Annotated in this window: 21 protein-coding genes and 1 pseudogene; 8 read left to right on the top strand and 14 right to left on the bottom strand. The window is 63.9% G+C overall.

Features of this window, described 5'->3' with window-relative positions; genetic code table 11:
* The first annotated feature begins 225 nt into the window (after positions 1–225).
* Complete coding sequence (locus HAP41_RS14610; RefSeq protein WP_166100633.1) at positions 226–1,203, top strand: AraC family transcriptional regulator; 978 nt, start codon at positions 226–228, stop codon at positions 1,201–1,203.
* 391 nt (positions 1,204–1,594) lie between these two features.
* Here the strand turns inward: HAP41_RS14610 and HAP41_RS14605 are convergent, their stop codons facing one another.
* A complete protein-coding gene (locus HAP41_RS14605; RefSeq protein ID WP_166100638.1) occupies positions 1,595–3,916 on the bottom strand; it encodes a molybdopterin guanine dinucleotide-containing S/N-oxide reductase in 2,322 nt (773 codons plus the stop codon).
* 307 nt (positions 3,917–4,223) lie between these two features.
* Here HAP41_RS14605 and HAP41_RS14600 point away from each other — a divergent pair, with 307 nt between their 5' ends.
* Positions 4,224–4,571, top strand: coding sequence for a RidA family protein (locus HAP41_RS14600; RefSeq protein ID WP_038958155.1), 348 nt, complete (start codon positions 4,224–4,226; stop codon positions 4,569–4,571).
* A 17-nt stretch (positions 4,572–4,588) separates the two neighbouring features.
* Here the strand turns inward: HAP41_RS14600 and HAP41_RS14595 are convergent, their stop codons facing one another.
* The 3 genes and pseudogenes from HAP41_RS14595 to HAP41_RS14585 form a co-directional block, all read right to left on the bottom strand.
* Positions 4,589–5,053 carry a lipid-binding SYLF domain-containing protein gene (locus tag HAP41_RS14595; RefSeq protein WP_063981868.1) on the bottom strand — a complete coding sequence of 155 codons (465 nt, stop codon included), beginning with the start codon at positions 5,051–5,053 and terminating at the stop codon, positions 4,589–4,591.
* Positions 5,037–5,957 carry a DUF2950 domain-containing protein gene (locus HAP41_RS14590; RefSeq protein WP_063981867.1) on the bottom strand — a complete coding sequence of 307 codons (921 nt, stop codon included), beginning with the start codon at positions 5,955–5,957 and terminating at the stop codon, positions 5,037–5,039. The genes HAP41_RS14595 and HAP41_RS14590 overlap by 17 nt, the downstream gene beginning before the upstream one ends.
* A pseudogene (locus HAP41_RS14585) lies at positions 5,954–7,677 on the bottom strand (DUF3300 domain-containing protein). Before HAP41_RS14585 ends, HAP41_RS14590 begins: the two are co-directional and overlap by 4 nt.
* A gap of 236 nt (positions 7,678–7,913) precedes the next feature.
* Between HAP41_RS14585 and HAP41_RS14580 the strand changes: the two are divergent.
* A protein-coding gene (locus HAP41_RS14580; protein WP_166055883.1) for an IS630 family transposase occupies positions 7,914–8,860 on the top strand; the annotation gives its coding sequence in 2 pieces (ribosomal slippage) (positions 7,914–8,253 and positions 8,253–8,860; 948 coding nt in all).
* Positions 8,861–8,872: 12 nt separating this feature from the next.
* Here the strand turns inward: HAP41_RS14580 and HAP41_RS50350 are convergent.
* From HAP41_RS50350 to HAP41_RS14565, 4 genes are all read right to left on the bottom strand, one after another.
* A complete protein-coding gene (locus HAP41_RS50350) occupies positions 8,873–9,775 on the bottom strand; it encodes a sensor histidine kinase (protein WP_321576676.1) in 903 nt (300 codons plus the stop codon).
* A gap of 10 nt (positions 9,776–9,785) precedes the next feature.
* Positions 9,786–10,760: a hypothetical protein gene (locus HAP41_RS50345; RefSeq protein ID WP_321576675.1), complete on the bottom strand. Its 975-nt coding sequence runs from the start codon at positions 10,758–10,760 to the stop codon at positions 9,786–9,788.
* Between the two features lie 143 nt (positions 10,761–10,903).
* Positions 10,904–12,136 (bottom strand): HlyD family secretion protein, encoded by a 1,233-nt coding sequence (locus HAP41_RS14570; RefSeq protein WP_063981865.1) that lies wholly within the window; start codon positions 12,134–12,136, stop codon positions 10,904–10,906.
* Positions 12,129–12,539, bottom strand: a complete 411-nt coding sequence (locus HAP41_RS14565) for a hypothetical protein (RefSeq protein WP_063981864.1) — start codon at positions 12,537–12,539, stop codon at positions 12,129–12,131. The genes HAP41_RS14570 and HAP41_RS14565 overlap by 8 nt, the downstream gene beginning before the upstream one ends.
* A gap of 174 nt (positions 12,540–12,713) precedes the next feature.
* On the opposite strand from HAP41_RS14565, the gene HAP41_RS14560 reads away from it, so the two are divergent.
* Together HAP41_RS14560 and ppk2 are read left to right on the top strand one after the other, a co-directional pair.
* Positions 12,714–13,166 carry a hypothetical protein gene (locus HAP41_RS14560; RefSeq protein WP_028149181.1) on the top strand — a complete coding sequence of 151 codons (453 nt, stop codon included), beginning with the start codon at positions 12,714–12,716 and terminating at the stop codon, positions 13,164–13,166.
* Between the two features lie 2 nt (positions 13,167–13,168).
* Positions 13,169–13,969: a polyphosphate kinase 2 gene (gene ppk2 / locus HAP41_RS14555; RefSeq protein ID WP_085402452.1), complete on the top strand. Its 801-nt coding sequence runs from the start codon at positions 13,169–13,171 to the stop codon at positions 13,967–13,969.
* A gap of 55 nt (positions 13,970–14,024) precedes the next feature.
* Here the strand turns inward: ppk2 and HAP41_RS14550 are convergent, their stop codons facing one another.
* The 5 genes from HAP41_RS14550 to HAP41_RS14530 form a co-directional block, all read right to left on the bottom strand.
* Entirely contained in the window at positions 14,025–14,459 is a 435-nt protein-coding gene (locus HAP41_RS14550) for a hypothetical protein (protein ID WP_063981862.1), read from the bottom strand.
* A 35-nt stretch (positions 14,460–14,494) separates the two neighbouring features.
* The gene (locus HAP41_RS14545; protein ID WP_063981861.1) at positions 14,495–16,192 is read right to left on the bottom strand and encodes an aspartate:alanine exchanger family transporter; all 1,698 of its coding nucleotides are present in this window, start codon (positions 16,190–16,192) and stop codon (positions 14,495–14,497) included.
* Positions 16,193–16,204: 12 nt separating this feature from the next.
* Positions 16,205–18,958 (bottom strand): beta-eliminating lyase-related protein, encoded by a 2,754-nt coding sequence (locus HAP41_RS14540; RefSeq protein WP_166100644.1) that lies wholly within the window; start codon positions 18,956–18,958, stop codon positions 16,205–16,207.
* Positions 18,959–19,140: 182 nt separating this feature from the next.
* Positions 19,141–20,838 (bottom strand): SulP family inorganic anion transporter, encoded by a 1,698-nt coding sequence (locus tag HAP41_RS14535; RefSeq protein WP_135216470.1) that lies wholly within the window; start codon positions 20,836–20,838, stop codon positions 19,141–19,143.
* Entirely contained in the window at positions 20,835–21,509 is a 675-nt protein-coding gene (locus HAP41_RS14530) for a YoaK family protein (RefSeq protein WP_063981858.1), read from the bottom strand. The genes HAP41_RS14535 and HAP41_RS14530 overlap by 4 nt, the downstream gene beginning before the upstream one ends.
* 134 nt (positions 21,510–21,643) lie before the next feature.
* On the opposite strand from HAP41_RS14530, the gene HAP41_RS14525 reads away from it, so the two are divergent.
* The 3 genes from HAP41_RS14525 to HAP41_RS14515 are packed head-to-tail and all read left to right on the top strand — an operon-like array spanning position 21,644 to position 24,838.
* A complete protein-coding gene (locus HAP41_RS14525; RefSeq protein ID WP_166100649.1) occupies positions 21,644–23,332 on the top strand; it encodes an aspartate:alanine exchanger family transporter in 1,689 nt (562 codons plus the stop codon).
* Between the two features lie 11 nt (positions 23,333–23,343).
* On the top strand, positions 23,344–24,231 hold the full coding sequence (locus tag HAP41_RS14520) for an alpha/beta hydrolase family protein (protein WP_166100652.1): 888 nt from the start codon (positions 23,344–23,346) through the stop codon (positions 24,229–24,231).
* Between the two features lie 22 nt (positions 24,232–24,253).
* Positions 24,254–24,838: an invasion associated locus B family protein gene (locus tag HAP41_RS14515; protein WP_166100655.1), complete on the top strand. Its 585-nt coding sequence runs from the start codon at positions 24,254–24,256 to the stop codon at positions 24,836–24,838.
* A gap of 14 nt (positions 24,839–24,852) precedes the next feature.
* Here HAP41_RS14515 and HAP41_RS14510 read toward each other — a convergent pair whose 3' ends face one another.
* Positions 24,853–25,221 (bottom strand): response regulator transcription factor, encoded by a 369-nt coding sequence (locus HAP41_RS14510; RefSeq protein ID WP_063981854.1) that lies wholly within the window; start codon positions 25,219–25,221, stop codon positions 24,853–24,855.
* Positions 25,222–25,340: the final 119 nt, after the last annotated feature.

The following is a 25,340-nucleotide window of genomic DNA, read 5'->3' as shown; positions in this document are numbered from 1 at the left end:
GCAATGTCCTCACACCGCACCGATCTGCGCAAATAATTGAAAAGCTGGACAAAATCAAACGTCCTGCGGCGGGCTGTCACACTTCATGTGCTCGCACAAAATCTAACACCTCCTAATCATCACTAACGGGCTTCTTGCCTGGCTCACGCCTATCCTCTGATCGTGGAAAGCACTGAGAGTTGGCTGATCGCTGCAAGCGGCGACGAGGCCAGGAGAGGACGAGCGATGTTCAATGACTTGCAAGCAGCGCATGCCTGGATCGAATTTCCCGCCAGCCGGGGTGATCGCGAGGCTTCGCACGGGATGCGTGCAATCGCGCAGGAAAGCGGATGGCGCAAGATCGATCGCGGCCTGGACGCGGACATCACGATTTCGCGATGGGAAGACTCGCGGGCCATCTCGTCGCACGAAGCGACGACGCCGGCGGACCGCTATTTCGTCGCCATCGCGCTGAAGACCGCTCGGGTAAAGCTGACGCGGGACCGTCAGATCATCTTCGACGGCACCATGCCCGCGGGCACGCTGTACGTCAGTGCGCCATCGAAGCTTCTCGGCGTGCAATTCCATTCGCCCTGCGCTTTCCTGCACTTCCACATCTCCACCGATCATTTTTCGGCGGCGCGGCCGGCGACCGAGGGCCTCAACGACCTCGTCCTGCTGCGCGACCCGCTCGCAGCCGAGCTCGCCAAGGCACTGACCGAGCATGGCGATACCGCGGACCAGCAATTCGCGCGCTGCATCGGCGAGACCCTTGCGATGCATCTGACCCGGCTCGAGCTGCCACGCTCAAAAGTCAATGCCTTGCCGAAATGGCGGCTACGGCGCGTCGAGCAATATATCGCCGATCACTTTGATCGCTGCATCAGTCTGTCTGAGCTCGCCAATGTCGCGGGCCTCTCGAGGATGCATTTCGCGGCACAGTTCCGCGCCGCGACCGGCTACCGTCCGCGCGAATATCTGCTCAATCATCGCGTCGAGCATGCGAAGACCTTGCTCACGACGACCGAGCGGCCGCTGGCGGAGATCGCGCTTGCCGTCGGCTTCAGCACCCAGGCGCATTTTTCGACCGTGTTCAAGCGCATCAGCGGCGAGTCACCGGCACGCTGGCGTCTGGCCAGCAGGGCTGTGCTGCCTGCTACGGAGGCGCTTCCGCGGCGGCGCCCTGCCGCGGACATGGACTGGATGGTCGGCGCAGCCGCGTAGTTCGTGCGGCGGCAGGCGAATTGGAATCGAGGTATCTGAAATCAAGGGACTTGGAATCAAGCGACTTGAGATCAAGGCACTTGGCATCACGCCATCTGCAGTTCGACCGGTTTGCGATTTCTTTGGCGTGAGTGCCCTGCCACTCACGCCGGCTCGAGCCCTTTTCCTCCCGGGCCTGCGAGCCACTCGGGGCCGTCCCTCCGCCCACACAGGACGGCCCCTTTTCTTTCTGCCTCTCGTGTCCTGGACGCGCTACGGCACGGGCACGAGAGCGCAGTATGACTCACACTCCCTCCACGTCGTCGTTGCGAGCGCATTTCGCGTAGACCGGATAGAGCGCAGCGTAGTCCGGCGCCTTCGCACTACGGCCGCAGCAATCCCGGCGACGCGCCTATACCGGATCGAACGCGCGGATCGGCGGCAGATTGCCGGTGAACTTCTCCACCTCGACCGTCGTGAGCTGGCCGGTGCAGCCCTGCGCGAAGGACGAGGTACCGATGTCGCGGGTGAGCACGTTGGGATTGCCGTGAACGCAGAGCGGCGCTTCGTCCTCGGGGTCCATCGGGTCGTACCACGCGCCGGTCGGAAGCTGCACGACACCGGCCGCGATGCCGTCGGTGACGTGGGCGGCGGCGAGACAGGCGCCGCGCTCGTTGAACAGCCGGATGATGTCGCCGTCCTTGATTCCGCGTGCATCGGCATCGCGTGGATTCATGCGCGCCACCTCGCGGCCGCGATGCTTCGCGCCCAGCGAATGGCCGCCGAAGTCGAGCTGGCTGTGCAGGCGCGTCACCGGCTGGTTGGCGACGAGGAAGCACGGCGCGCCGGGTTTCGGCATGTCGGTCTTGTCGAGCCAGACCGGATGGCCGGGACAATCGGCATCGCCGTGCGCGGCGATCTTGGCTGAATAGATCTCGATGCGCCCGCTCGGCGTCAGCAGAGGATGTTTGGCCGGATCCTCGCGAAAGCTGCGCAGCCGGCCGCCGTCGTCGGGCTGTTGCCGCACGACCAGGCTGCCGCGCCGCCAGAATTCGTCGAAATCAGGCGCCTCGAGGCCACGAGCTTGAAGCGAGGCGCGAGTCGGCTCGTACAGATGTTCGAGCCACTGCCGCGACGTGCGCCCTTCGGTGAAAGGTTCGCGCGCACCCAGGCGCTCGGCGAGATCGGCAAAGATGTCGTAATCGTCACGCGCAAGGCCAAAGGGCTCGGCGATCTGGTGCATCGCGACCATCAGGGGATCGTTGGTCGAATAGCCGATGTCCTCGCGCTCCAGCGTCATGGTCGAGGGCAGCACGATGTCCGCGTGCCGCGCCGTCGCGGTCCAGGCGAGCTCGTGCACGACGAACGTATCGAGCTGCGCAAAAGCCTTGCGCAAGCGGTTGATGTCCTGATGGTGATGGAAGGGATTGCCGCCGGCCCAGTAGACGAGGCGGATGTCCGGATAGGTACGCGTCTCGCCATTGTAGCGATAGGTCGTGCCGGGACTGAGCAGCATGTCGGCGATGCGCGCGACCGGAATGAAATCGCGCACGCCGTTGCGGCCCTGCCCCAGCGTCGGTCCCGGCACGTCGTTGACGCGGCGGCCATAATAGCCGATCGCGCCGAGCGAATAAGCATAGCCGCCACCGGGCAGGCCGATCTGGCCGAGCGCTGCAGCGAGCACCATGCCCATCCACACCGGCTGCTCGCCATGCTCGGCGCGCTGGAGCGAATGCGAAACGGTGATCAGTGCACGCTTTCCGGCGGCGCGGCGCGCGAGCTCGCGTATCGCGTCCGCATCGACGCCGCAAATCGCGGCGGCCCATTCGGCATGCTTGGCCTGCCCGTCGCTCTCGCCATTGAGATAGCGCAGGAACACGGGCCAGCCTTCGGTGTAGCGATCGAGGAAGGCCTGGTCGTGCAGACCTTCGCTCACAAGTGTGTGGACGATGCCGAGCATCAGGGCGGTGTCGGTGCCGGGCAGGCACGTCATCCATTCGGCGCCGGCCTCGACGGGAAGATCGTCGCGCAGCGGGCTGACCAGGATGAACGCGCAGCCGCGCCGGCGCGCGGCTTCCATGGCGCCGCGCTCGACATGCTTGCTGATCGAGCCGCCGGCCACCATGGAGTTCTTCAGCGCCATGCCGCCGAACGCCAGCACGATATCGGTGTTCTCGGCAATCTGCTCCCAGGTGACGTTGCGCTTGGTGATGTCCTCGTAGCCGGCAAGGATCTGCGGCAGCAGCACCGAGGATGCGCCCGAAGAGTAAGTGTTCACCGAGCGCACATAGCCGCCCATTGCGATGTTGAGGAAGCGATGCACCTGGCTCTGGGCGTGATGGAAGCGGCCCGCGCTCGACCAGCCGTAGGAGCCGCCGAACACGGCGCCGGGGCCGCGCGTATCGCGGATGCGGCCGAGTTCGTCGCCGAGCAGATCGAGCGCCTTCTCCCAACTGACGGAGACGAACTCATCGCGGCCGCGGCGATCGTCCGGGCCAGGTCCGCGCTCGAGCCAGCCGCGGCGGATCGCCGGCTGGGCGATGCGCGCCTGATGCCGCAGCGCGCCGGGGAAATTGCCGATGATGCCGTTCGGATCGGGGTCGCCCGCATAGGCCCTGACCTCGAGCCCGGCTTCGCTCTGACGCGCGGAAAACACGCCCCAATGCGAGGTGTGAGGCTTGAAGCCGTCAGACAGGTCGAGGCCGGGGTCGGGAAAGCCAATCGTATCGTCCATCGTCTGATCCTTGTTCCGGTACGGCACGGACCCAGCCGCTGCCGCGTCGATTCCGGTGGCAGTATACCGATCCGCATCCTGATGTCGTCGGATCAGGGCCGTCGGAAACGCCGGGCTCCCGCGCGCAAGTGCAGCTGGGTGACCGTCCGACCGCACGACAAGCGGCGATTCTTCAGCCAATTTATTCTTTATTTTCAATATCTTGTTGGACGACCTTCGAGACGCCCCGGTCGCGAAATCTCTTCAAACGACATCGACATGGAAATGTGCGATATGCCGCCCATCCCCACAGCAGCATCGGTTCATCATGATCCAGCGCGTCTTGCCCTACGAAGGACTCCTCCACGAAGTGGTCGAGCATAATGGCGTGCTCTACATCGGCGGGATCGTCCCCGAGGACACCAGCCTCGATATGTCGGGCCAGGCCAACGACGTCCTCGGGCAGCTGGCGCGCCTGTTGACGACGCTCGGCTCCGATCTCGCCAACGTCTTGCAGGTGACCATCTTCATGACCAACCTGAAGGAGAAGGCGGAGTTCAATGCGGCCTGGAAGGCGCACTTTGCGGAAGCTCACCTGCCGGCGCGCGCTGCGATCGGCGTGGCCGATCTCGGTCCAGGCGTCAAACTCGAGATGACGGCCATCGCGGCCCGGTAACCCCAGGCTCGAGGCGCTCACTTCCAGGCGATCGTGATCGCGCTGATGTTGGAGGCGAGCTCAAGTCCGGCCTTCGGGCCTTGCAGCACGATCGTCACGCCCTTTTCGTTGCGCAGATGGGCGCCGTTGACGCCGCCGACGAGTGCGAAGCCGCCGCCGACGGAGCTATAGGTGCCGACGAAGTCGCCGACATCGCGGATGCCTGATGCCCGGCCATCAAATCTGCCGACGGTCGCACCGGCCGTGATGCCGACGCTCAAGCCGGAGACCTTGAAGGGATAATTCCGACCGCGGTAGTTCAGCACGCCACTGCCGGTGCCGCCTCCGACCAGCAGGCCAGCCTTGACGAACCTCACCTGGACATGGCCGCTCGCTTGCGCGAACGACGGCGTGGCCGGCATCGCGAGCAGGAGGAGCGCGAGCGCGGCAAGGCCGATTGCGGTCGCGCGCCGCATGCGTTCCGGTTTATGGCTTCGCGGCATCGACCTTCTTCCAGGTCTGGTCGGGATCGAACAGCGTGGTGCGCTCGGCGATGACCGCCGTGCGGTTGCCGAGATCCTTCTGGTAGACGGTGCCGGCATGATTGACGAGAAACGTCATCACGCCGGAATTGCCGTATTCGGCGGGCCAAGCGATCAGTCCGAAGCCCCCGATCATCTTGCCCTTGACGACGTAGTTGAGCGCGCCACCGGCCGCGTCGGAACCCTGGCCTTTCAGTATTCGGAAGTAGTAGCCGTGATAAGGCGCGGGTGCCTCGCCTGTGCCTTGCTTGTAGCCTTCGGCCGAGGCCTCCGCGACCAGCGCGCCGAGCGGGCTCGGATCACTGTCGTCACGCCAGAACAGGCCGTCCTTCTTGCCGGGCGTGGAAAGGAAGCGTTGCGCGTAGACACCAGCGCCCTCGCCGCGATCCGTGTCGGCGTATTCATTCTGGGCATCGACATAGGCAAGCGCGGTCTGGATCGCGTCGAGCTCGTTGCGGCCGATGCGGCGGCGAAGCACCTCGATCCGCCCCTCGTCGGTGTCGAACGCCCAGCCTGTCTTGGTGTTGAGCAGCGGAATCGGAAACGGGAAATCGTCCGGCCCCAGTATCAAGGTCGCGGTCTTGTTGCCCTCCGCCTTGATGCCGTGCTTGGCGTCGTACATCGACGTGAAGCGCTGACGGATGTCGTTGTCGGCGACCTCGTCACCGGACGAGACGATATCCTCGGCGGCCCTGCCGAGCACCTTCAAAATGTCGCCCGGCCCGCTTTTGACTGCGGCCGCGAGCGCGGCGGCCGCATCCTCCGGTGTCTTGTAGGATTGCTGCGCCTGTGCCGCCGAGCCAAGCATGGCGAGCGCCACCACGCCCGGCAGGATCGCGCGATGGAGCGATTTCAGGCCGATCATGGCGTCACCTCCGCAGGGATCTTCGCGCCGTCGGCGAGCCAATCGCGGTAGGTGCGGAATGTCAGGCCAAGCTTGTCATAATAGACGCGCAGATAACCATCGCTGCCGCGCGTCACGGCGTCAGGCATCACCTTCTCCACCTCCTGCGCCATCACGCCGACATAGGCCTTGTCGCTGCCGATGTAGCTGAAGCGATAATAGCCGAGGCCGTTAGAGAGATGGCCGAGCAGGACGATGTCATGCTTCAGCGCGATGTCGGAGCGCCGCCCACCGCCGCCACCGCCGCGGCCTCCTCCTCCGCCTCCACCACCACGGAAGCCACCACCACCACCATGCATGGCCATTCCGCCACCGCCGCCGCGCCCGGCAAAGCTTCCGCCGCCACCGCCGCGCGGCATGCTCGCCATGCTGGAGCGTCGCGCGCCGATGCTGCGGCCGCCGCCCGGCCCGACGAGACGTTCATCGCACCGCCGCGATTGCCGCCACCGCCTCGATTGGCGGCAGCGCCGCCGCCGGCTCGATTCGCAGCCTTTGCACGATCGCCGCCGCCCTTACCCACATTCTTGCCTGCATTCTTGGCGCGATCTCCACCACCCTTGGCACGATCTCCCGCGCCAGCACGATCGCCGCCGCCGGGCCGGTCGCCGCGATTGCCGGCACGATCACCGCGATCACCAGCACGATCTCCTGCACGGTCACCCGGACCGCCACGATCACCGGCACGGTCGCCGGCGCGATCTCCAGCCCGGTCTCCCGCACCTTGGCTCGGGCGCAGCACCTGGTTGCCGTCCCGGCCGCGGAAATCCATCCGGTCCGACGCGCCCGCCCTCACATTGTTGTTGCCGAAACGCTGCTGGACGTTGGTGTTGTTATAGCGCACGCCGCCGCGATGCGCCGGATTGTGCTGCCAGCCGTTGGCGATGTTGGTGGTGCGATGATTGACGTAGACGTTGCGGTTGCCCCAGTTGCAGCCGCCGCCCCAGTAACTGCCCCAGCGCCCGATCGCCCAGGCCGTGCCAAAGGCAATGCCGGCCGCAACCACGCCGGCGCCGATATAGGACGGATATCCCCAGTAATACGGCGGATACTCCGCATAGGGCCAGGTGCCGTAGACCGTCGCCGGATCGTAATAGGGCACGTACATCTCGGCGGGATCGGCCTGCTGGATGACGACAACCTGCTTGCCTTCCTGGCTCTGAACGCTGACCTTCTGCTGTTTGGTCGTGACCAGCTTCTTGTTGTCATAGGCCTTGTTGCGCAGGCGCTGGATCGCGTCCATCACGTCGGGCTGCTGGGCGAGAAAGGCATCGCCGAGTTTCTGGGTCCATTCGAGCTTGTCGCTCATCATCGACAACACATCGGGGGTGCTGGCGAGCGCCTTGACGCTGTCGTCCCAGGCCTGCTTGTCGACCTCGGCCTTCAGCGCCTCGCCCTTCAGCGTCTTGCGCTCCTTCAGCCAGCGATCGGCCTGCACCACTTCCAGCGGATAGGTCGATGCCGCCAGGACATTGGCCAGCAGCTCGTCGGGATAGAGCGCGATCGGCGCCACCAGCGCCTCGAGCTGCTCGGGTTTCGGGAGTTCGGCGCTCGGCGGAGGCGGACTTGCGGGCTGTGCCTGCGTGCTCGGCGCCGCCGGCTTGTCAGCCGTCTGCGCGGTTGCGGTGATCGGCATCGTCAGCATCAACGCAAGCGCCATCAGGATCTTGCCGCAGCGAAACATGCCATCCTCCATCGAACTTTCCGGCCACCAAGATCGGGCCGCGGCATGGGCGTTTATTGATCAAGATCAACGAAGGCCTGCTTGGCCGCCTTGTTGAGGCGCGAGAGCAATGCCGCGCCGCCGGATCGCTAAACGTCTGCGCTAGAGCATTTTCCGACCGGAAAGAATCGGGTGGGGATTCCCAAAACGGCGCGAGTCAGATTCAAGCTGCATGCTGGCGAGGGAGGCCAGCATGTATGGCCAGGGCGCTTTCGGTTGATCTTCGCCAAAGGGTGGTAGCCGCGATTGACGGTGGCATGTCCTGTCGACAGGCTGCTGAGCGCTTTGGTGTCAGCGCGGCCAGTGCGATCCGCTGGCGCGCTCGCCTCAAGAAAGTTGGCGACATCGTTCCTAAACGCCAGGGCGGTGACCGCAAATCGCAGCGCATCGAAGCGCATTCGCAATTGATTCTGGAGGCGGTGACAGCGAGGCCGGATATCACGCTTGCCGAGTTGCGAGAACTGTTGAAACGTCATGGAATATCGACTGGCATCGCGTCGCTCTGGCGTTTTTTCCAGCGCAGAAAGATCACACTTAAAAAAAGACAGCGCACGCCGCCGAGCAACGGCGCGGCGATATAAATGCCGCACGTGAGGAGTGGTTCGAAGGGCAAATCGACCTTGACCCTGAGCGTCTCGTCTTCATCGACGAAACCAGCGCCAACACCAAAATGGCGCGGCGTTACGGGCGCTCGCCACGCGGCGAGCGATGTCGTGCAGCTATCCCACACGGACATTGGAAGACGACGACGTTCACCGCTGGATTGCGCTCCGACGGTCTGATCGCGCCGCTTGTTCTGGACGGTCCAATGGATGGCGACGCTTTCCTGGCCTACGTCGAGCAATTGCTCGCCCCATCGCTGCGGCCGGGCGATACCGTTATCATGGACAACTTGCCCGCTCACAAGGTCCATGGCGTTCGAGAGGCCATCCAGGCGGTCGGAGCTAGCCTGCTCTATCTTCCGCCCTACAGTCCAGACTTCAACCCGATTGAAATGGCCTTCTCCAAACTGAAAGCGCTGTTGCGGGCCGCCGCAGCCCGCACCATGCCCGATCTCTGGCAAGCAATCGCCAACGCTCTCAAACGCTTCTCACCCGAGGAATGTCAAAATTATCTCGTCGCGGCTGGTTACGACGCAACGTGATCGGAAAACGCTCTAGTGGATGATCGGGAGCCTGATCGTGAACAGCGCGCCGCCCGACGGCTGGTTCTCGGCGGCTATGGTGCCGTGATGGGCCTCGACGATGGTCTTGACGATTGCGAGCCCCATACCCATGCCCTGAGGCTTGGTCGTGAAGAATGGATTGAAGATGTTCGCGAGGTCGCCGACCGCAATGCCCGAACCGGTGTCGGCGATCCGGATCTCGGCGTGGCCCCCGGCGCGCCCGGTCGATACGCCGACCTCGCGCTTCTTCATGTCCGCGTCGGAGACCGCATCCAACGCATTGATGATCAGGTTGAGAACGACCTGCTGCAGCTGCACGGGGTCGCCCTTGACGTGCAGCTCCGCAGCGGCTGGCGCGTAAGCCAGCGTGATCCGGCGCCCGTCGGCGAGCGCCGTCACCAGGCCGATTGCTTCCCGTACCGTGTCGTTCAGTTCGGTGTCCTTGATTTCAAACGGCCGCTTCCTCAGGACGCTTCGAAGCCTGCGGATGACCTCGGACGCCCGCTGATCGTCGCGCCTGATGTCGGCCAGAATCTGGCGGATCTCGTTGATGTCGGGTGAAGTGGCTTTGAGCATAAGCTCCGCCGTCTCGGCATTGGTCAGAATGGAGCCGAGCGGCTGGTTCAGCTCGTGGGCAATCGACGTCGTCAACTCGCCGACGGCCGAGTACCGATTGGCGTGGGCGAGTTCGGTCAGGCGTTGTCGCGACTCGATCTCGGCCAACTGGCGGCGATGGCGCTCGCTCAGAAGTCCGCCGATGAAGCCGGCCTGTATCAAAATCACGGCCGCGATCAGCAGCATCTGCCAATGATAGCGATCCCAGAGGGCCGGCTCACGAAACAGGATTTCGCTGCCCGGCGGCAGACTGCTCTCGCCGATCCCCCAGCGCTGCAACTCCCGCCAATCATATTTCGGCGGCCCGAATCCGATCGGCTCGTATTTGATGCGGGCCGGCTTCTCGCCGCCGAGGATCCGGATCGCGGCAGACGGTCTTCGAACTGGTTTCGGCGATGGAGTGCATGGGCCCGCCGACGCTGGCGTCGCCGAAGAAAGGTTCCTGATACGAGAAGATCGGCGCGTTCGCGACAGCATGCAGCCTGTGCAGGGCGATATCGCCCTCGTGGACAATGCCGCCGGCATCGACCAACATCAGCCCCCAGAACAGCGCGGAATGAGGCGGAAGCACCGATGCGCGCTTCAGGATCTCCTCAAACGGCAGGTCGGAGTACCAGACGAGGTCGAGCCGGCCTTCCAGCGGTTTCAACTCCCGCTTCACCTCGTCGATCCAGAATTTCTCGAGGGGCGAGGCACCGACCACAACGGCGACCGTTTTGATATCGGGCAAGAGCTTGAGAATGTTCTCGAAGGCCGCCACGAAATCATTGCGGACGGACACGACCACGTCATTGTCGGTGAGGTCCAGGCGGTTCACCAGCCGTTGTTCGACCACGGTCAGCACCGTCGGCGTTTCCGGGAAGAGCTTCGCACGGTATCTCTGCACGAACCGCGCCGCAGGTGCGCCGATGCTCAGCACGATATCGGGCGGCCTGCCCTGGTAGAGCGAACCGAGATAATCGACGAAAGGCGCTTCGGGGCCTGGACTGTTGAAACGGGCGGTGAGCAGCGTGTGCTCCTGGACGTCGAGCGGCCAGGGCGATTGCCGCTCGAGCTCGGCCTTGATGCTCCGCGCATATTCACTCCAGGGGCGAAACTCGCGGCCGAAGGAATGCAGGATCAGCACGCGCTTTGGCTCGCTGCGCGCAGCCGAGCCGGGCTCAGCGGCTCGCGCGGGCCCAGACAGCATGCACGCGGCGAGCAACAGGCCGAGACCCAACAGCGTGGTCGCAACCAGCCACTGCTTGACCGACGCCCTGATCATGCGCCCGCTCCCCTCCGCCTCGGCCGCGCTCCGGCGCCTCCGGACCACAATTCTAGCGAGAACTGGGCCGCTTCGACAGTGCCGAGGACGCAGTCAAGCTGCACGCAGGACGGTCCATTCGCGAAACAATCCGACCTGGGACCTCAGTGCCCGCTCAGCACCAGCGTCTTGATCGGCAGCAGCAGCGCCTGGATGCGCAGCAGCAGCGCATGCACCAGCCCGACGCCGTCGACGACATGCAAGACAATGGCCCGGCCGGTGCTGGTCTCCTTCGCCGAGATCTCCTCGTGATTGCTGGTGTAGGCGTTGACGATGCAGCTGCTGCCCGGCGTCACGCCGTCAAGGCCGCCTTTGTAGAGCGGCTCCATGAATGCCAGGATCGTACCGGGCCGCACGACATTCTGCGCCTCAACGAGTAGCTCTCCGCTGCGGAACTGTCCGGCCGCGATGTAGTCTTGCACATTGGTGATGACCATCGGAATGATAACCCACGGCCTCGATATGCAGGTTGCTTCCGCCACCATGCCGACCTGCAAGACCTGAGCCTCGATCTGGCCAAAGCCCGCCTGCAGACTCTGCCGGCCGGCGCCCGCCGGAACCAGCACACCCGCCGGCCGCAACAGCTGATTGACCACGTCGCCGGCGCGGACCAGGAATTGCTCCACACGCCCGTCAACGCCGGCGCGGACAAAAGTCTTGTCCAGATCCACCTGCGCCTCGGCTAGCGTCGCTTCGGCGCTGGCCTTTTCGGCCGGCAAGAGCGTTGAAACGCGCAAGGCTGCCGACTGCCTCGAAGCCGTGGCGGAGTCGACCCCAGCCTGCCGCTGATCGACGAGCACCTGCAGCTTTTCGATGTCGCGCTGCGGCACGATGCCGGGATTGCGACGCTGCAACTCGGATTTGACGTCCAGTTCATCCTTGGCCTGCTGAAGGTTGGCCTTGGCTTCCTGGATCTGCGCTTCGGCCTTGACCACGTCGGATTCCGCGCTCGTCAGCGACGCATCGACTTCAGCGATCTTGCGTTTGGCGGTTTCCAGAGCCGCGCGTTGCTTCGAACTATCCAGCGTGAACAGTACGTCGCCCTTCTTCACCGCCTGGCTGTAGCCGACATTGACTTCCGCGACCCGGCCGGAGCCCTCGGGCAGGATCGGCACCGTACGGTAATACAGCGTCGCCGAGGTCGTTGACGGGTGAAAGTAGAAGATCATGGTGATGAGCGACACCGTGAGCATCAGGCAGCCGGTGATGCCCCATCGCAGCTCGTACCAGATGGAAAAGAACGTGATCTCCTTGCCGAAGCGCTTGCCCTGCGCATAGCGGCGGTAGAGATAGTCGGGCAGGATGGTCAGAAGGGAGCAGAACATGAGCTCAAACATGGCTGCGCTCCTTCTCCTTGGGGACTGACTTCTCTGCCGGTGGGGGGCTCGGTTGCTCGGGTTCGCGCCCGTCGCCCGGAGCGGCGTCAGCGATCCTCTCGACGGAGCCGGCAATGCTGCGCAGCGGCGTGCCGAAATCGGGCAGGTCGATCATCGCGAGCAGCAGGCCGGCCACCCAGAAAATGTGCAAGTGCGTAAAGAGCGAGATGATGCCCAGCACCGCCACGATCTCGAATTGCAGCTTCTGCGACTTGTGCGCCATGCGCTCAGGCAGGCTGTGCAGCTTCCAATAGAGCGTGCCCACCCAGAGCACGGTGCCGATCAGGAAGATCCCCATCACCACCATCAGCGGGTCCACCCCGCTTCCCGGCGCGAGATAGAACGGCAGATGATGCGGGGCCATCGGATGAAGTTGCTCGCTCAACGTTCTCTCCTCGACAGGCGCGTTTCCACTTGAATGCGTCGAATGCAGTGTCGGTATCGGGTGGCGCAATTGCTTGATTTGGATCAACGGGCCTGGAACGGCCCCACCTAGCCTCGCCTGAAAGTTGACGTGCAACAACAGGAGCCGCCTGCCATGCCCGGCATCGATGATCTCATCCCCAGTGCCACGCAGATCCGCAAGGAAGCAGCCCTCAAGGAGGCAGCGAAGGCCGACGAATATGCGCGCCTTGCCGCCGCCGCCGAAGCCGAGAAACACGCCCTCATTGAACGCCTCAGCAAGCCTTCTGGCAAGACCGAGGACGAGAAGATCAAGCTCGCCTCGACGATCATCCAGCGTGCGGTGCGGAACGGCTTGACCGAGGTTCAGGTCTATCGCTTCCCCAACACGCTGTGCACCGACAAGGGCCGCGCTATCAATCAGATGGAAGCGGGCTGGGAGAACACCCTGACCGGAATTCCGAAGGAAATCTTCCAGCTCTGGAGCGATTACCTGAAACCGCGCGGCTATCGCATCGCGTATCAGATCATCGATTTTCCAGGCGGTGTTCCCGGCGACATCGGCGTGACCATTTCCTGGGGTGATTGAGCATGGCCAATGACGCGCCCGTGGAGCGGATGAAGCGGAAGGACTATGAGAAGGAGCTCGAAAAACTCCAGGTCGAGTTGTGTCACCTTCAGGAATGGGTCAGAGCCCAGAAACTGAAGGTGATCATCATCTTCGAGGGGCGCGACGCGGCCGGCAAGGGCGGGACCATCAAGGCGCTGACCGAAAAGGTGAGCCCGCGCGTGTTCCGTGTCTGCGCCCTGCCCGCGCCCTCCGACCGGCAGAAATCCCAGCTGTTCCTGCAGCGCTATATCGAGCAATTCCCGGCCGGCGGTGAGATCGTGATTTTCGACCGCAGCTGGTACAACCGCGCCGGCGTTGAATACGTCATGGGCTTCTGCTCGCCGACCGAACACAAGCGCTTCCTGGAATTGTGTCCGCTGGTCGAGAAATTCGCCGTGGACGCCGGCATCGTCCTGATCAAGCTCTGGCTCGAGGTCGGGATGGAGGAGCAGGAGCTCCGCTTCAAGGCGCGTATCGAGGATCCGCTGCGGCAGTGGAAGCTGAGCCCGATGGACACCGAGTCGTTCGGGCGCTGGTACGATTACTCGCGCGCGCGTGACATGATGTTCGAGGCGACCGACACGAAGCATGCACCGTGGCGACTGATCCGCTCCGACGACAAGCGGCGAGCGCGGCTCAACGTTATCTCGCACATCCTGAGAACTATCCCTTACAAGGAAGTCAAGCGGGAGAAGGTCAAGCTTCCGCCACGGTCCCACAAGGGACGTTACAACGACCAGGCAAGCCTGCGCGGCCTGAAGTTCGTCGAGGAACGCTACTGAAACGCTAAACGGGCTGCGATGACGCAGCCCGTTTAGCTTGAGCGCCCTCCCGGGCCTATTTCAGCCGGATCGTGACGCCGCCAACCGCAGCCGATACTTCCGCGCCGACCTTCGGCCCGCTGAGCTGGAGGATGACGCCATTGCCGTTCTGCAACTGAACGGCTCCGGCGCCCGCGGCAACCGCGCCGCCCGCGCCGCCCGCCGCGTAGGAGCCTTCGATCGACTCCGGCCCCCTCAGATTGAGTGCGCGCCCGACGAGCTTGGTGGTCGAGGCGCCGATCGTGAAGCCGACGCTCATGCCTGAGACGGTGAAGGGATATTTCTTGCCCCGGTACAGCAGAACGCCCTCGCCGCCACCGACGCCGACGATGAACCCGCCCTTGGTGAAGACCACGGCAACCTGGCCGGTGTCGGCACGCGATGACGTACTGAAACCGGCGACGCCCGCGAGCGAGACGGCCAAGGCGGCATAGATGGCGACTTTTCTCATGTCTCACGTTCTCCTCTTGTTATGACGTCGAGCTATTAGGCCAGGATCATCGCAAAGTAACCGAACACGGTGAGCAGGATGCCCGACACCGCGTAGCCGACCGGAAATCCGATCCAGGGCACGGAGCTCTGGATCTCCACCGCGGCCTCGCGGCACGGGCCGGAGTGCGACCGCGCACCGGCAACGCCGCCCATCAGCACGGCCGGGTTGATCTTGAAGACGTGATAGCCGATCGCCCAGACGATGAACGGCGGGATCGTGCAGGCGATGAAGCCGGCGACGAAGATCTTCAAGGCAACGGCACCGGTAAGCTGCGCCAGCAATCCGGCACCGGCATTGACACCGACGATGGCGACGAAGACCACGAGACCGAGGTCCTCCAGCACGTTGCGCGCCGCGTTCGGCGTATTGCCGAAGAAGCGCAGCCGCGAGACCAGCGACGACACGATCACGCCCGACAGCAACAGACCGCCGGCATTGCCGAGACCGATCTTGGCACCGAAGGCCGGAAATTCGATCATGCCAATCAAGAAACCGAGGATCATGCCCGCGGCCAGCGTCAGCAGGTCGGTCGACGTATTGGTCCGCGCGATGCGTCCCCACATCTCGCCGAGTTCGTTGACGGCCGACTTGAGGCCGACTACCGAGACGATGTCCATCCGCTGCAGCTCGGTCTTGAGACCGGCGGCAAGTGGTACACCACCACGCTCGACCTTGGTGACCTGCAACTGGCCGGCGATCGCCGTGTCGCGGAAGGATTCAAAGGTGCGTCCGACCATCTCCTTGTTGGTGACGAGGATGTCGGCCTGATCCATGGGAATGCCCAGCGCCGTGGTGTCGGCAACCTCGGGGCCGATCAGGCCCATCTTGTCGGTGAGATGCTCCGTTGAGCCGCCGAGCGCGACGACGTCGCCCTTCTGCAGCACGAACGCAGGATCGGCTCCCTGCGGCTCGCCGCCGCGCGCCACGTTGACGATCCGGTACTCCGGATGGATCGAGCGGAATTTGGCGATGCTCATGCCGACCTGCGTCGGATTTTCCAGCCGATAGGCACGCAGACCGAACTGCCGATAACCGGTCAGGCCGCCGCCCTCGAGATCCTTGACGCCAAACTCCTTCTCGTACTGCCTGGCCGCCGCCTTGGCATCGACGCCCCACCACCGCGGCAGGTACTTGCAGATCAGGATGATGCCGACGGTACCCCAGATGTAGGTGATGCCGTAGGACAGCGCGATCATGCCCGACGCATCCTCGGGCTTCATGCCTTCAGGAAGCTTGACGACGCCCGAGGTGATCGCCTGCTCGGCCGAGCCGATTGCGGCCGACATGGTCTGCGACCCCGCCAGCATGCCGCCAGCCGCGCCGATCGGAAGCGCGAAGAGTCTTGAACAGATGACGACGAGCGCCAGACCAAGGACGCTGGACACCAGCGCCAAGATGCAGAACTTGAGGCCATCGCCCTTCAGGCTGTTGATGAAGGACGGCCCCACGCGCAGGCCGACGCCGTACATGAAGAGGTAATAGAACAAGCTCTTTGCAAAGTTGTTGAGCTCGAGCTTCACGCCGTAGGTCGAGGCCCACACCGCCAGCCCGGCGCCGACCACGATGGCGCCGGCGACCATGCCGAGGCCGTAGCCCTTGATGCTGGCCCGGCCGATCCAGACGGCAAGGCCAACGACGAAGAACAGCAGCAGAAACGGGTTCTGCTGCAAGAACGTGAAAAAGCCTTGCATGACCGTCCCCTGTTATGATGCGGCCTTCAGCTTCGGCGTGGCGCCCGGCTTGGGCCGGCCGATCTTCGCCAAGGCTTCGGTGCGTACGAGCTTCAAGCCTTCCTTGGCGTCGTAGCCGTGGATTTCCTTCACATCGAGCTTGCGCATGAAGTCGATGGTTTCCTGGGTGATGACCTGGCCCGGCACCATGATCGGGAAGCCCGGCGGATACGGGATCACGAAACTGGCCGAGACGAGATCGGGGCCGGCCTTCAGGCGGCGGTCGATCTCGGGATCGCCGAGCCGCATATATTCGCATCCGGCTGCGTCATAGGCCGAGTAGAAGCCGCTGCGGATATCGCCCTCGTTGGTCTTGGTGCCGGCATCGCCGCGGAAACTATCGTGGAAATGCGAGAAGTTCGGCAGGTCGGGCACGTCGGTCATCAGGCTCTTGACCCGCGCCTCGAATGTCTTCTTCGCATTGGCGCCACCCTGGACAAGTCCGCGGTCGACCTCGCCCGCGATCTCGGCCAGCACCCTCACCAGATGCGCGACGTCGCTGCGGGTGTTGTTGATGTTGGACTGGAACAACACCGAGTTGCGCGAGGTCTTGTTGATCTGGATGTTGTACTCGTTCGCCAGGATGCCCTTGAACTGCGTGCCGTCGTAACCGGCGGTGCCGCACACCAGCGTCATCCGGGTCGGATCGAGGCAGAACTCGTCGTCGTCCAGACTCTTCAGGATGTTCGCCCAGTTCGTGCCGGCCGCGAGATAGTCGGTGAAGCCGCTCTGGCGGTATTGCGCGGGTACCATCGCGTCCGCACCAAGGATGCGGAAATATTTCGAGATCAGGGGATTGTTGTTGACCGCATTACGGATAGCGAACGCGATCTCCATCGCATTGGCCACGAGACCATAGCCCTCGAGCTCCATCTGGCGCCGCGACACGTCGAGGCTCGCGATGAGCTGCTGGTTCGGGCTGGTCGATGCGTGCGTGAACACCGCCTCCTTGAACTGCTGCTCGACCGTATGGAATTCGACGTCCTTGACCGACAGCATCGAGCCCTGCCGGATCGCCGACATCGACTTGTGGGTCGAGTTGGTCTGGTAGACGCGCAGGCGGATCTGACGCGGATCGGGAATCAGCCGGGTCTTGAGCAGCACCTCGTTCGACGGGTTCTTGCCGAGCTCGGCCTGCTGCTTCTCGTAGGCCGTGACCGATTTCGGGTTGTGCATCCAGGCCTCGATCTCATTGGCGGCGCCCATCGCGGTGCGCCGCCGCAGGTAAGGCGAGAAGCGCGCAAAGCCGAACCAGGCTTCGTCCCAGAGGAAGATCAGGTCGGGCTTGATCGCGAGGCATTCCTCCATCACCCGGCGGGTGTTGTAGATGTGACCGTCGAAAGTGCAGTTGGTCAGGTCGAGCATCTTGACGCGGTCGAGCCGGCCATCCGCCTTCGCATTCAGCAGGGCCTGCTTGACGGTCTTCAGCGGCACCGCGCCATACATCGAATATGCCGTCATCGGGAACGCTTCGACATAGATCGGCTGGGCGCCGGCCAGCACCATGCCGTAGTGGTGCGACTTGTGGCAGTTGCGATCGACGATCGCGATGTCGCCGGGCGCGAGCAGCGCCTGCACCGCCATCTTGTTCGAGGTCGAGGTACCGTTGGTCACGAAGAACACGCGATCCGCGCCAAGCGCGCGCGCCGCCTTGTCCTGCGCTCTCTTGATGGTTCCGGTCGGCTCCAGCAGGCTGTCGAGGCCGCCGGTGGTCGCGCTGCTCTCGGCCAGGAACAGGTTCAAGCCGTAGAATTCGCCCATGTCGCGAATCCAGTCCGACTTGAAAACCGATTTGCCGCGCGCGATCGGCAGCGCATGGAACGTCCCGATCGGACGCTGCGCATATTTCTTGAGATTGTCGAAGAACGGCGTGTCGAAGCGGTCCTGGATGCCTTCGAGGATCGAGAGATGCAGCTCGAGCAGATCTTCGATGGAATAGAAGATGCGGCGAACGACGTTTGCTTCCGGATTTCCGGCCATCTCCTCCACGTCGCGGTTGGACATGAGATAAAGGTCGAGCTCGGGACGGACCCGCTTGACGATTTGGGCCAGCCGGAGCGCTGACGCGTCGGACTCGTCATTCAGTCCCGCCGATGCCGTCAACGTGCGGAGCACCGGGGCATCGTGCCGCGAGCGCAGGGTGAAGCCTTCGTTGATGACGACGGCTGCGATGTTGGGGTTCAGCATCGTGGCGCAGAAGGCGTCTTCGAGGCTGCCGACGATGACCGGCTCATAGACGAACTGATCGACCGGACGCCGCAGCTTGCGCCATTCGTTGGCGAGCGCGAGCCATTTGGCGGACGAGAGGCCGGTGACGATCAGGGTTTCGAAGTAGGGGCGACGCGCGGTGTGCTGCCCGAACATCTGCGGCACCAGATCGGAGGCGTCGCCATTGTCCTCATCATTCACATTCCAGTCGCCGGTATGCTGGCGGAAGGACCTCGTCGTCAGGGCCTGTGTCAGCCGCGTCGCGAGGGCGAGCGACGTTGCCGCATCGCCAGTGGCGGCTGCTTCCCGCAGGGCCCCCATCAGTTGCAGACCGGGATAGCCGTGAAACTCTTCCGTCACAGACAGATCGGCCAGCGCGGCATCGTATTTTGCACGATCGCCGCCGCGGGCCCACACCTTTGCCGCTTCCACCAGATCGCGCCAGTCGTCCGCCCGTCCACCGGGGCCAGACAGGAACTGATCGATGCGCTTCTGCGCGGGCTTGGCGTCTTTGGACATGTTTCACTCCCGATCCATATCAAGCCGTAGGGCATGAGTGATGCCGGATCGTGAGTGCAGCGCCGCTTGCTCTATTGATCCAAGTCAACGGTCGCGCGATATGCCGGGGCGGGGAGCACGGCCGTGACGCCTCTTCGCAACGCAATAGGCCGTCGCCGACCGATTGGAGGGCAGCGGAGAGATCAGACCGTTCCTCGGGCATCGTTGGGCTGGGCATCGCCAAGAACGCTGTCCAGCGACCGCAGCCAGTCGCCGCTGTCAGTCTTCTCCGCCAGTCCCTCCGCCCGCAACAGATCGCGCAGCTGCGCATGCGCACCGACGATGCAGAAGGCGACATGCCGGGAGGCGAGCTCATCGTAAAGGTCGCGCAACATGCCCGCGCCGGCCAGATCGATGTAAGGCGATGCGGAGAGGTCGCAAATCACCAGCCTGATATCGACCGATCTCAGCAAGGCATCCAGCACCGACTCCAGGATCGTTTCGGCGTTGATGTAAAGCAACGAAGCTTCGGGTCGAAAGGCGATGACGCCGACGAGCGGCTCGACACCCTCGTGCCTCGCGTTGTCGGAGTAGCGGCCGGTCCCGGGCAGCCGTCCCAGGAACGCGACATTCGGACGTGAGGCGCGTGCCAGCAGCAGGACGATCGACGCGATGGCCGCGAGCAGGACGCCTTGCAGGATCCCAAGGAGCAGCACGGACACGAGCGCAATCGCCGCCGCATAGAAATCGAACCGGCTGACGCGCCACATCCGCAACAGCGCGCGGATGTCCACCAGCCTGTAGACGGCCGCAACGACGATAGCCGCCAGCACGGCCTTGGGCAGATTCGTCAACAACCCCGTGAAGAACAGCAGGCACAGTGCGAGCGTCGCCGAGCAGATCACCAGCGCCAGGGGGGTGCGCGCGCCCGCATTGTCGTTGACGGCGGATTGCGACAGGCCGCCGGCGACGGGATAGCCGTGGCCGAATGCGGCGACGAGGTTCGCCGCCCCCAGGCCCAAAAACTCCTGCCGGACATCAAGGGCATAGCCATGCTTGGCGGCAAAGCTGCGGGCCGCAGACACACCTTCAATATAGGCCAGCAGCACGCATCCCGCGGCCAGCGGGAAGAGTTCGTCGGGCTCAAGCAGACCAAATCTCGGTATTCCGATCGCCGGCAACCCTTCGGGGATCGTCCCGGTGACCGGCACCCCGAGGGACGCAAGGCCAAGCAGCGTCGCAAACACGATCGACAGCGCCATGATCGTGAGTCCGACCGGCTTTCCCGGCAGACGCCGTTCTCCGAGCAGCAGGAGCACCAGCGCGATCGCCCCGATCGCCAGAACGAGCGGCTTCGTGTCGCCGAGCTGACCACTGAGCTTGATGGCGCGATCGAAGAAATTGTGACCGCCTCCGGCGACGCCGAACAGGCTCGGCAATTGGCTCATGATGATGGTGAGCCCGGCGCCGGCCTTGAAACCGACCAATATGCTGTCGCTGACCAGGCGAACGAGAATGCTGAGCTTGAACAGCCAGGAGATCAGGCACAACAGCGCCACCGCGCAGGCGGCAAGGCTCGCGATCTCGGCATATTTCGCCGCGTCTCCGCCGGCCAGCGCCCCGACTGTGGCCGCAATCATCAGCGAGATCGCGGAGGTCGGACCGACCGCAAGCTGGCGCGACGACCCGAGCAGCGCGTAGCCGATCCCACCAAGCATATAGCCATAGATGCCGATCTGCGGCGGCAATCCGGCCAGCGCCGCGTAGGCGAGCGACACCGGAATGGCGTAGGCCGCGAGCGTGATGCCGGCGATGGCATCCGGACGCAGCCAGGCGCTGCGATAGTCCGCAAGCCAGGTCGCGGGCGGAAAGAATCGCGATATCGGCCCGAACGTGTTCATGTGCGGGCCTCGGCGCGGTTGGCTTCGCAGCCCAGCAGCACGATCAGGAGAGCGATCACGGGGACACCAAGCGCCAGATTTGGAATCTGCTTGGTCGCGAAGGCGCCGACGGCGGCTCCAAAGCCGAAAGTGCCGCATAGTGCGGCAAAAATGCCGGGGCGCCGAAACGAACCGCCTCCTGAGACTGCGGCGAACACGCTCTCAATCGCGTGCCGCATGTTGCCGGTAATCATCACCGAGCTGTAGGCCACACCTTCGACCTTGGTGAAGACCGCGGTCTGCATGGCGGCGACGAACGAGATGCCCAGCGTGCCGGCGAGGTCCGGCAGGCGATTGTGCAAGATGCCGATGGCAATCAGCAGCAGTATTTCGATCAACGTGCTGATGGCGCTGGCACGGTCTCCGGTCGCCCGGCGAAGCCACGCTGCGACCACGATACCGACCGCGAATGCGAGGATCGGCGGGACAAAATGCAGCGCTTCCGGCCAGTTGCCGATCGAACCATAGACCCAAAGCAGAACCAGATTGGCCGTCTGCGCGTTGGCCATCACGCCGTGGATGATCCAGGTGTAGGCATCGAGATAGCCGCCGGCGAAGGCGAGCAACAACGCAATTTGCACCGTCTCGTCGCGGCGTATCGACGAAGCAGCGGCGATATCCATCGTGCTCATGTCCGAAACATCGGCTCTCCTAACTCCTGCATGGGTCCATAGGCGACAGCTTGCCTTGGGGAGGATTGATCTGGATCAAGCGTCGCCTGGTTCCACGAACCAGATTCGGCGGAAATTGCTGGAGGGCATGCGCCATGGGCACCGTTAGGTGGATCATCTCCACGGCTCCGGAGATCTTCCTGCTGCTCGCCATTGCGATTGGTACGGTGCTTGGTCGCGTCAAGATTCGCGGCTTCTCGATCGGAACGACGGCCTGTATCCTGGTCGTCGCCGTGCTCATCGGCCAGCTCGGGACCTTTACGTTCCCCTCGCTGCTGCGCGTGATTCTGTTCAGTCTGTTCGTGTTCACGATCGGCTACCGGTCCGGCCCAGAGTTCTTCGCGTCCCTCAGCATCCGCACTCTGGCGCAGGTCGTCATGGCGCTCGTGCTCGGCGGCACGGGTCTGATCCTCGTCCTGATATTCGCCTTCACGTTCAAGCTCGATCCGGGCACGGCCTCGGGACTTGCCGCCGGTGGGCTGACACAATCCTCCATCATCGGCACCGCCTCTGGCGCGCTGGCGCAACTCGGCCTGCCCAACGACGCCTTTAAGCAGCAGGAGGCGAACATCGCCGCCGGCTACGCCGTCACTTACGTCCTCGGCTACATCCTCACACTCCTGTACGTGCCGTTTGTCGCGCCGAAGCTGATGGGGGTCGATTTGAAGGAGGAGGCGGCGAAGCTGGAGGCGGAGCTTTCCGGCGGCAATCCGCCACAGAACGAAAATCTCCATTATCGGAAATTCCAAGCGCGCGCCTATCGGGTCTCGACCGCCGCGGGACGCACGGTCAAATATACCGAAGAGGAAATCGGCAGCCGCACTGTCGTCGAGCGAATAGTGCGGGATGGAGCCGACGTTGAGCCGCGCCTCGACACCATTCTCGAATCGGGCGACGACATCGTCATTGCCGGGCGAACGGCGTCCCTCGTCGCTGCAAAGCCGGTCATCGGCAAGGAGATCGATGCCGACGAGATTCTGAAGGCTATTCCGGGCAACGTGATCAACGTCCTCGTCGACAGCCGCGATCTCCATGGCCGGTCGATCAAGGAGATCGCCGAACGCGTCGGCAACGACGCACGCGGCGTCTATCTCCGCACGCTGACCCGGATGAGCCGCGAGGTCCCCCTGGGCCCGGATACCCGCGTCTATGTGGGCGACGTCATGACGCTCGTCGGCAGCACCCGCAACATCGAGCGCGCCGCCACGAAAGTCGGACAGATCTTGCGCTCCGGCGACCGCGCCGACATCGCTTTTCTCGCAACCGGTATCGCGGCGGGCCTGCTCGCAGGCCTCATCAGCTTCAAGGTCGGCGGTATTCCGCTGACCCTGGGCGGCGGCGGCGGCGCGCTGATCACGGGCCTCGTCTGCGGCTGGCTACGGTCGCGCCGGCCGACTATCGGCGCTTTGCCGCCCGCCGCGCAGCAGACGCTGAGCGATCTCGGGCTCGGCGGCTTCATCGCCGCCATCGGTCTCGGCAACGGAGCCGCGGCCTGGACTGCGATCCAGGCCCACGGGGTGTTGCTGGTCGGAATGGGCCTGGTCGTCACGCTGGTGCCGCTGATCGTCGCGACGCTGTTTGCGCGCTATGTGGTGCACATGAATCCGGTCATCACCTGCGGTGCGCTGGCGGGCGCCATGACCGTCGATGCTGCGGTGACCGGAGCCTGCGACGTCGCCGAGAGCCAGACGCCGGTGCTCGGCGTCGCCGTGCCCTACGCCGTCGGCAATGTCGTCCTGACCGTACTCGGCCCGATTATCGTGGCCCTCACCTACACCGGCTGACGGAGGCGACGATGCGCAGGCAATTGGCCGCAATCATCCGACCGTTCGTGATGGCTCTACTTACCCTCGCCGCCTTCGTCCTGCCGGTGCGCGCCGAGGACAATGTCCGCATCCAGGAGGAGATCTGGGCGCTGCCGCTGCCGCTTCCGATGTTCGCCTATGTGGTGCGGCCCGTCGGCGACGGCCCCTTCCCGCTCGCGATCATGAACCACGGCGTGTCACTCAAGCCGGTCGATCGCGGCTTCTTTCCGCTGGTGGAATTCCGCGATGCAGCGAAGTGGTTCGCCAAACGCGGCTATTTCGTCGTGGCGCCGGTCGGCACCGGATATGGCGCAGCCGCCATCGACATTCCCGAGCGCGGTCTCTACGGGCCGTTCTTCGCCAAGGTCGGCAAATGCACCAACCCGAACTTCCGTGACGCCGGACGAGCGTTGGCGCTGGCCGATCTCTGGATCATCGACTACATGATCGCCGAGAAACGCGTTCTGCCAAAGGACGTCGTCGTCATCGGACAGTCCGCCGGCGGCTGGGCTTCCATTGCGCTCTCGAGCGTGAACCCGCCGCAGGTCAAGGCGATCATCACCTTTGCGGCAGGTCGCGGCGGACGCGTCGACGGCAAGCCCAACAACAACTGCGCGCCGGACAGACTGGTCGAAGCGACCGCGGATTTTGGCCGGACCTCGCGGGTGCCGATGCTGTGGTTCTATATCGAAAACGATACGTTCTTCGGGCCGGCCCTGTCGAAGCGCATGCATGAGGCCTTCACCGCGGCCGGCGGCAGGGCCGAGTATCATCTGATGCCGCCCTTCGGCAACGAGGGCCATTTCTTCATCGGCTCTCCGGACGCGATCCCGCTGTGGTCGCCGCTGGTGGCGAAGTTCCTCGACCCGCAGAAATAGAGTTCAAGTTCGGAGGCACATCATGCCAAGTCCCCGCAATTGTTTCTCTGGCCTGTTGGTCGTCGCGGTCGCCGGAAGCTCGACATGTGCCGGCATCGCCGCGCCTAAATCCGCGCAGTCCGATAAACCCGCCGAGGTCGCGACGCGCGGCGAGCGCGAGGCAAAGGACATCGTCTACGGAGACTGGCAGAAGCTCTGCTTCAAGGCAGGCGGTGCGCCGACGCTGTGCCGGACCTCAATCACCGGCAAGTTTCCAACCGGCCAGACGGCCGTGCGCGTGGACCTGATCGAGCGCGAAGGCACTCCCTCGGCACGGCTGCAGCTCTTCGTGCCCGTCGGCATGTACCTGCAACAGCCGCCGAAGCTGACCGTCGACCAGGGCAGACCCCTCCGCATCCCCTACAGCTGGTGCCTGACCAACGCCTGCATTGCGGCCGACATCGCGCCTCCCGCGATCATCAAGGAAATGGAGTCAGGGAAGACACTTGCCCTTGAGGTCGTCGATTCAAACCTTCTGGCATTGACGACCTCGGTGCCGCTGGCGCAGTTCGCGTCCGTCCACAAGGGCGCACCGGCCAGGACGCTGGAGCAATATGTCGACGAATGAGTGGCCATGCTGCGTTACGCAGCCGACGCACGCGCCACCGACTCGATCAGGGACTGCGCCGTGAATGGCTTGACCAGATAGGCAATGCATCCGGACGCGACCGCCGCCGCGCGGTTCGCCGAGCTGTCATTTCCGGTGATGTAGATCACCGGTGCTGTGACACCCTCCTCGGCCAGTTGCCGGCGCAGGTCGATGCCGGACCTTCCGTTCAGGTCGATATCGAGAACGATGCAAATCGCCTTGTCGAAGCTGCCGTGATGGAGCAAGGCTCCAGCAGAGTCGAAGAGCGTCGCGGCAAAGCCATGCTCGCGGAGCAGCCTGTTCACGCTGGTCCGGATGGAGGGATCGTCATCGACGACAAAAACAGAGTCACGCTCTGGCAAGGAAGTGCCCCTTCGAGACGAATGACTGATCACGGCGGCGCCGGCGCCATATTCGCCTGGTCTAATTGCGTGTCGGGCAAACCGCCGCATTCGCCGCCCTACATGGCAGCACCACACCA

This window comes from Bradyrhizobium barranii subsp. apii (genome assembly GCF_011516635.5).
GTDB lineage: Bacteria > Pseudomonadota > Alphaproteobacteria > Rhizobiales > Xanthobacteraceae > Bradyrhizobium > Bradyrhizobium barranii.
Note: the sequence above shows the minus strand (reverse complement) of the source record. Positions and strands in the feature narration are given on the sequence as shown.

Coding starts and splice junctions, on each gene's coding strand:
- HAP41_RS14610 (WP_166100633.1), top strand. CDS start 226: ATGTTCAATGACTTGCAAGCAGCGCATGCCTGGATCGAATTTCCCGCC.
- HAP41_RS14605 (WP_166100638.1), bottom strand. CDS start 3,916: ATGGACGATACGATTGGCTTTCCCGACCCCGGCCTCGACCTGTCTGAC.
- HAP41_RS14600 (WP_038958155.1), top strand. CDS start 4,224: ATGATCCAGCGCGTCTTGCCCTACGAAGGACTCCTCCACGAAGTGGTC.
- HAP41_RS14595 (WP_063981868.1), bottom strand. CDS start 5,053: ATGCCGCGAAGCCATAAACCGGAACGCATGCGGCGCGCGACCGCAATC.
- HAP41_RS14590 (WP_063981867.1), bottom strand. CDS start 5,957: ATGATCGGCCTGAAATCGCTCCATCGCGCGATCCTGCCGGGCGTGGTG.
- HAP41_RS50345 (WP_321576675.1), bottom strand. CDS start 10,760: ATGATCAGGGCGTCGGTCAAGCAGTGGCTGGTTGCGACCACGCTGTTG.
- HAP41_RS14570 (WP_063981865.1), bottom strand. CDS start 12,136: ATGTTTGAGCTCATGTTCTGCTCCCTTCTGACCATCCTGCCCGACTAT.
- HAP41_RS14565 (WP_063981864.1), bottom strand. CDS start 12,539: ATGGCCCCGCATCATCTGCCGTTCTATCTCGCGCCGGGAAGCGGGGTG.
- HAP41_RS14560 (WP_028149181.1), top strand. CDS start 12,714: ATGCCCGGCATCGATGATCTCATCCCCAGTGCCACGCAGATCCGCAAG.
- ppk2 (WP_085402452.1), top strand. CDS start 13,169: ATGGCCAATGACGCGCCCGTGGAGCGGATGAAGCGGAAGGACTATGAG.
- HAP41_RS14550 (WP_063981862.1), bottom strand. CDS start 14,459: ATGAGAAAAGTCGCCATCTATGCCGCCTTGGCCGTCTCGCTCGCGGGC.
- HAP41_RS14545 (WP_063981861.1), bottom strand. CDS start 16,192: ATGCAAGGCTTTTTCACGTTCTTGCAGCAGAACCCGTTTCTGCTGCTG.
- HAP41_RS14540 (WP_166100644.1), bottom strand. CDS start 18,958: ATGTCCAAAGACGCCAAGCCCGCGCAGAAGCGCATCGATCAGTTCCTG.
- HAP41_RS14535 (WP_135216470.1), bottom strand. CDS start 20,838: ATGAACACGTTCGGGCCGATATCGCGATTCTTTCCGCCCGCGACCTGG.
- HAP41_RS14530 (WP_063981858.1), bottom strand. CDS start 21,509: ATGAGCACGATGGATATCGCCGCTGCTTCGTCGATACGCCGCGACGAG.
- HAP41_RS14525 (WP_166100649.1), top strand. CDS start 21,644: ATGGGCACCGTTAGGTGGATCATCTCCACGGCTCCGGAGATCTTCCTG.
- HAP41_RS14520 (WP_166100652.1), top strand. CDS start 23,344: ATGCGCAGGCAATTGGCCGCAATCATCCGACCGTTCGTGATGGCTCTA.
- HAP41_RS14515 (WP_166100655.1), top strand. CDS start 24,254: ATGCCAAGTCCCCGCAATTGTTTCTCTGGCCTGTTGGTCGTCGCGGTC.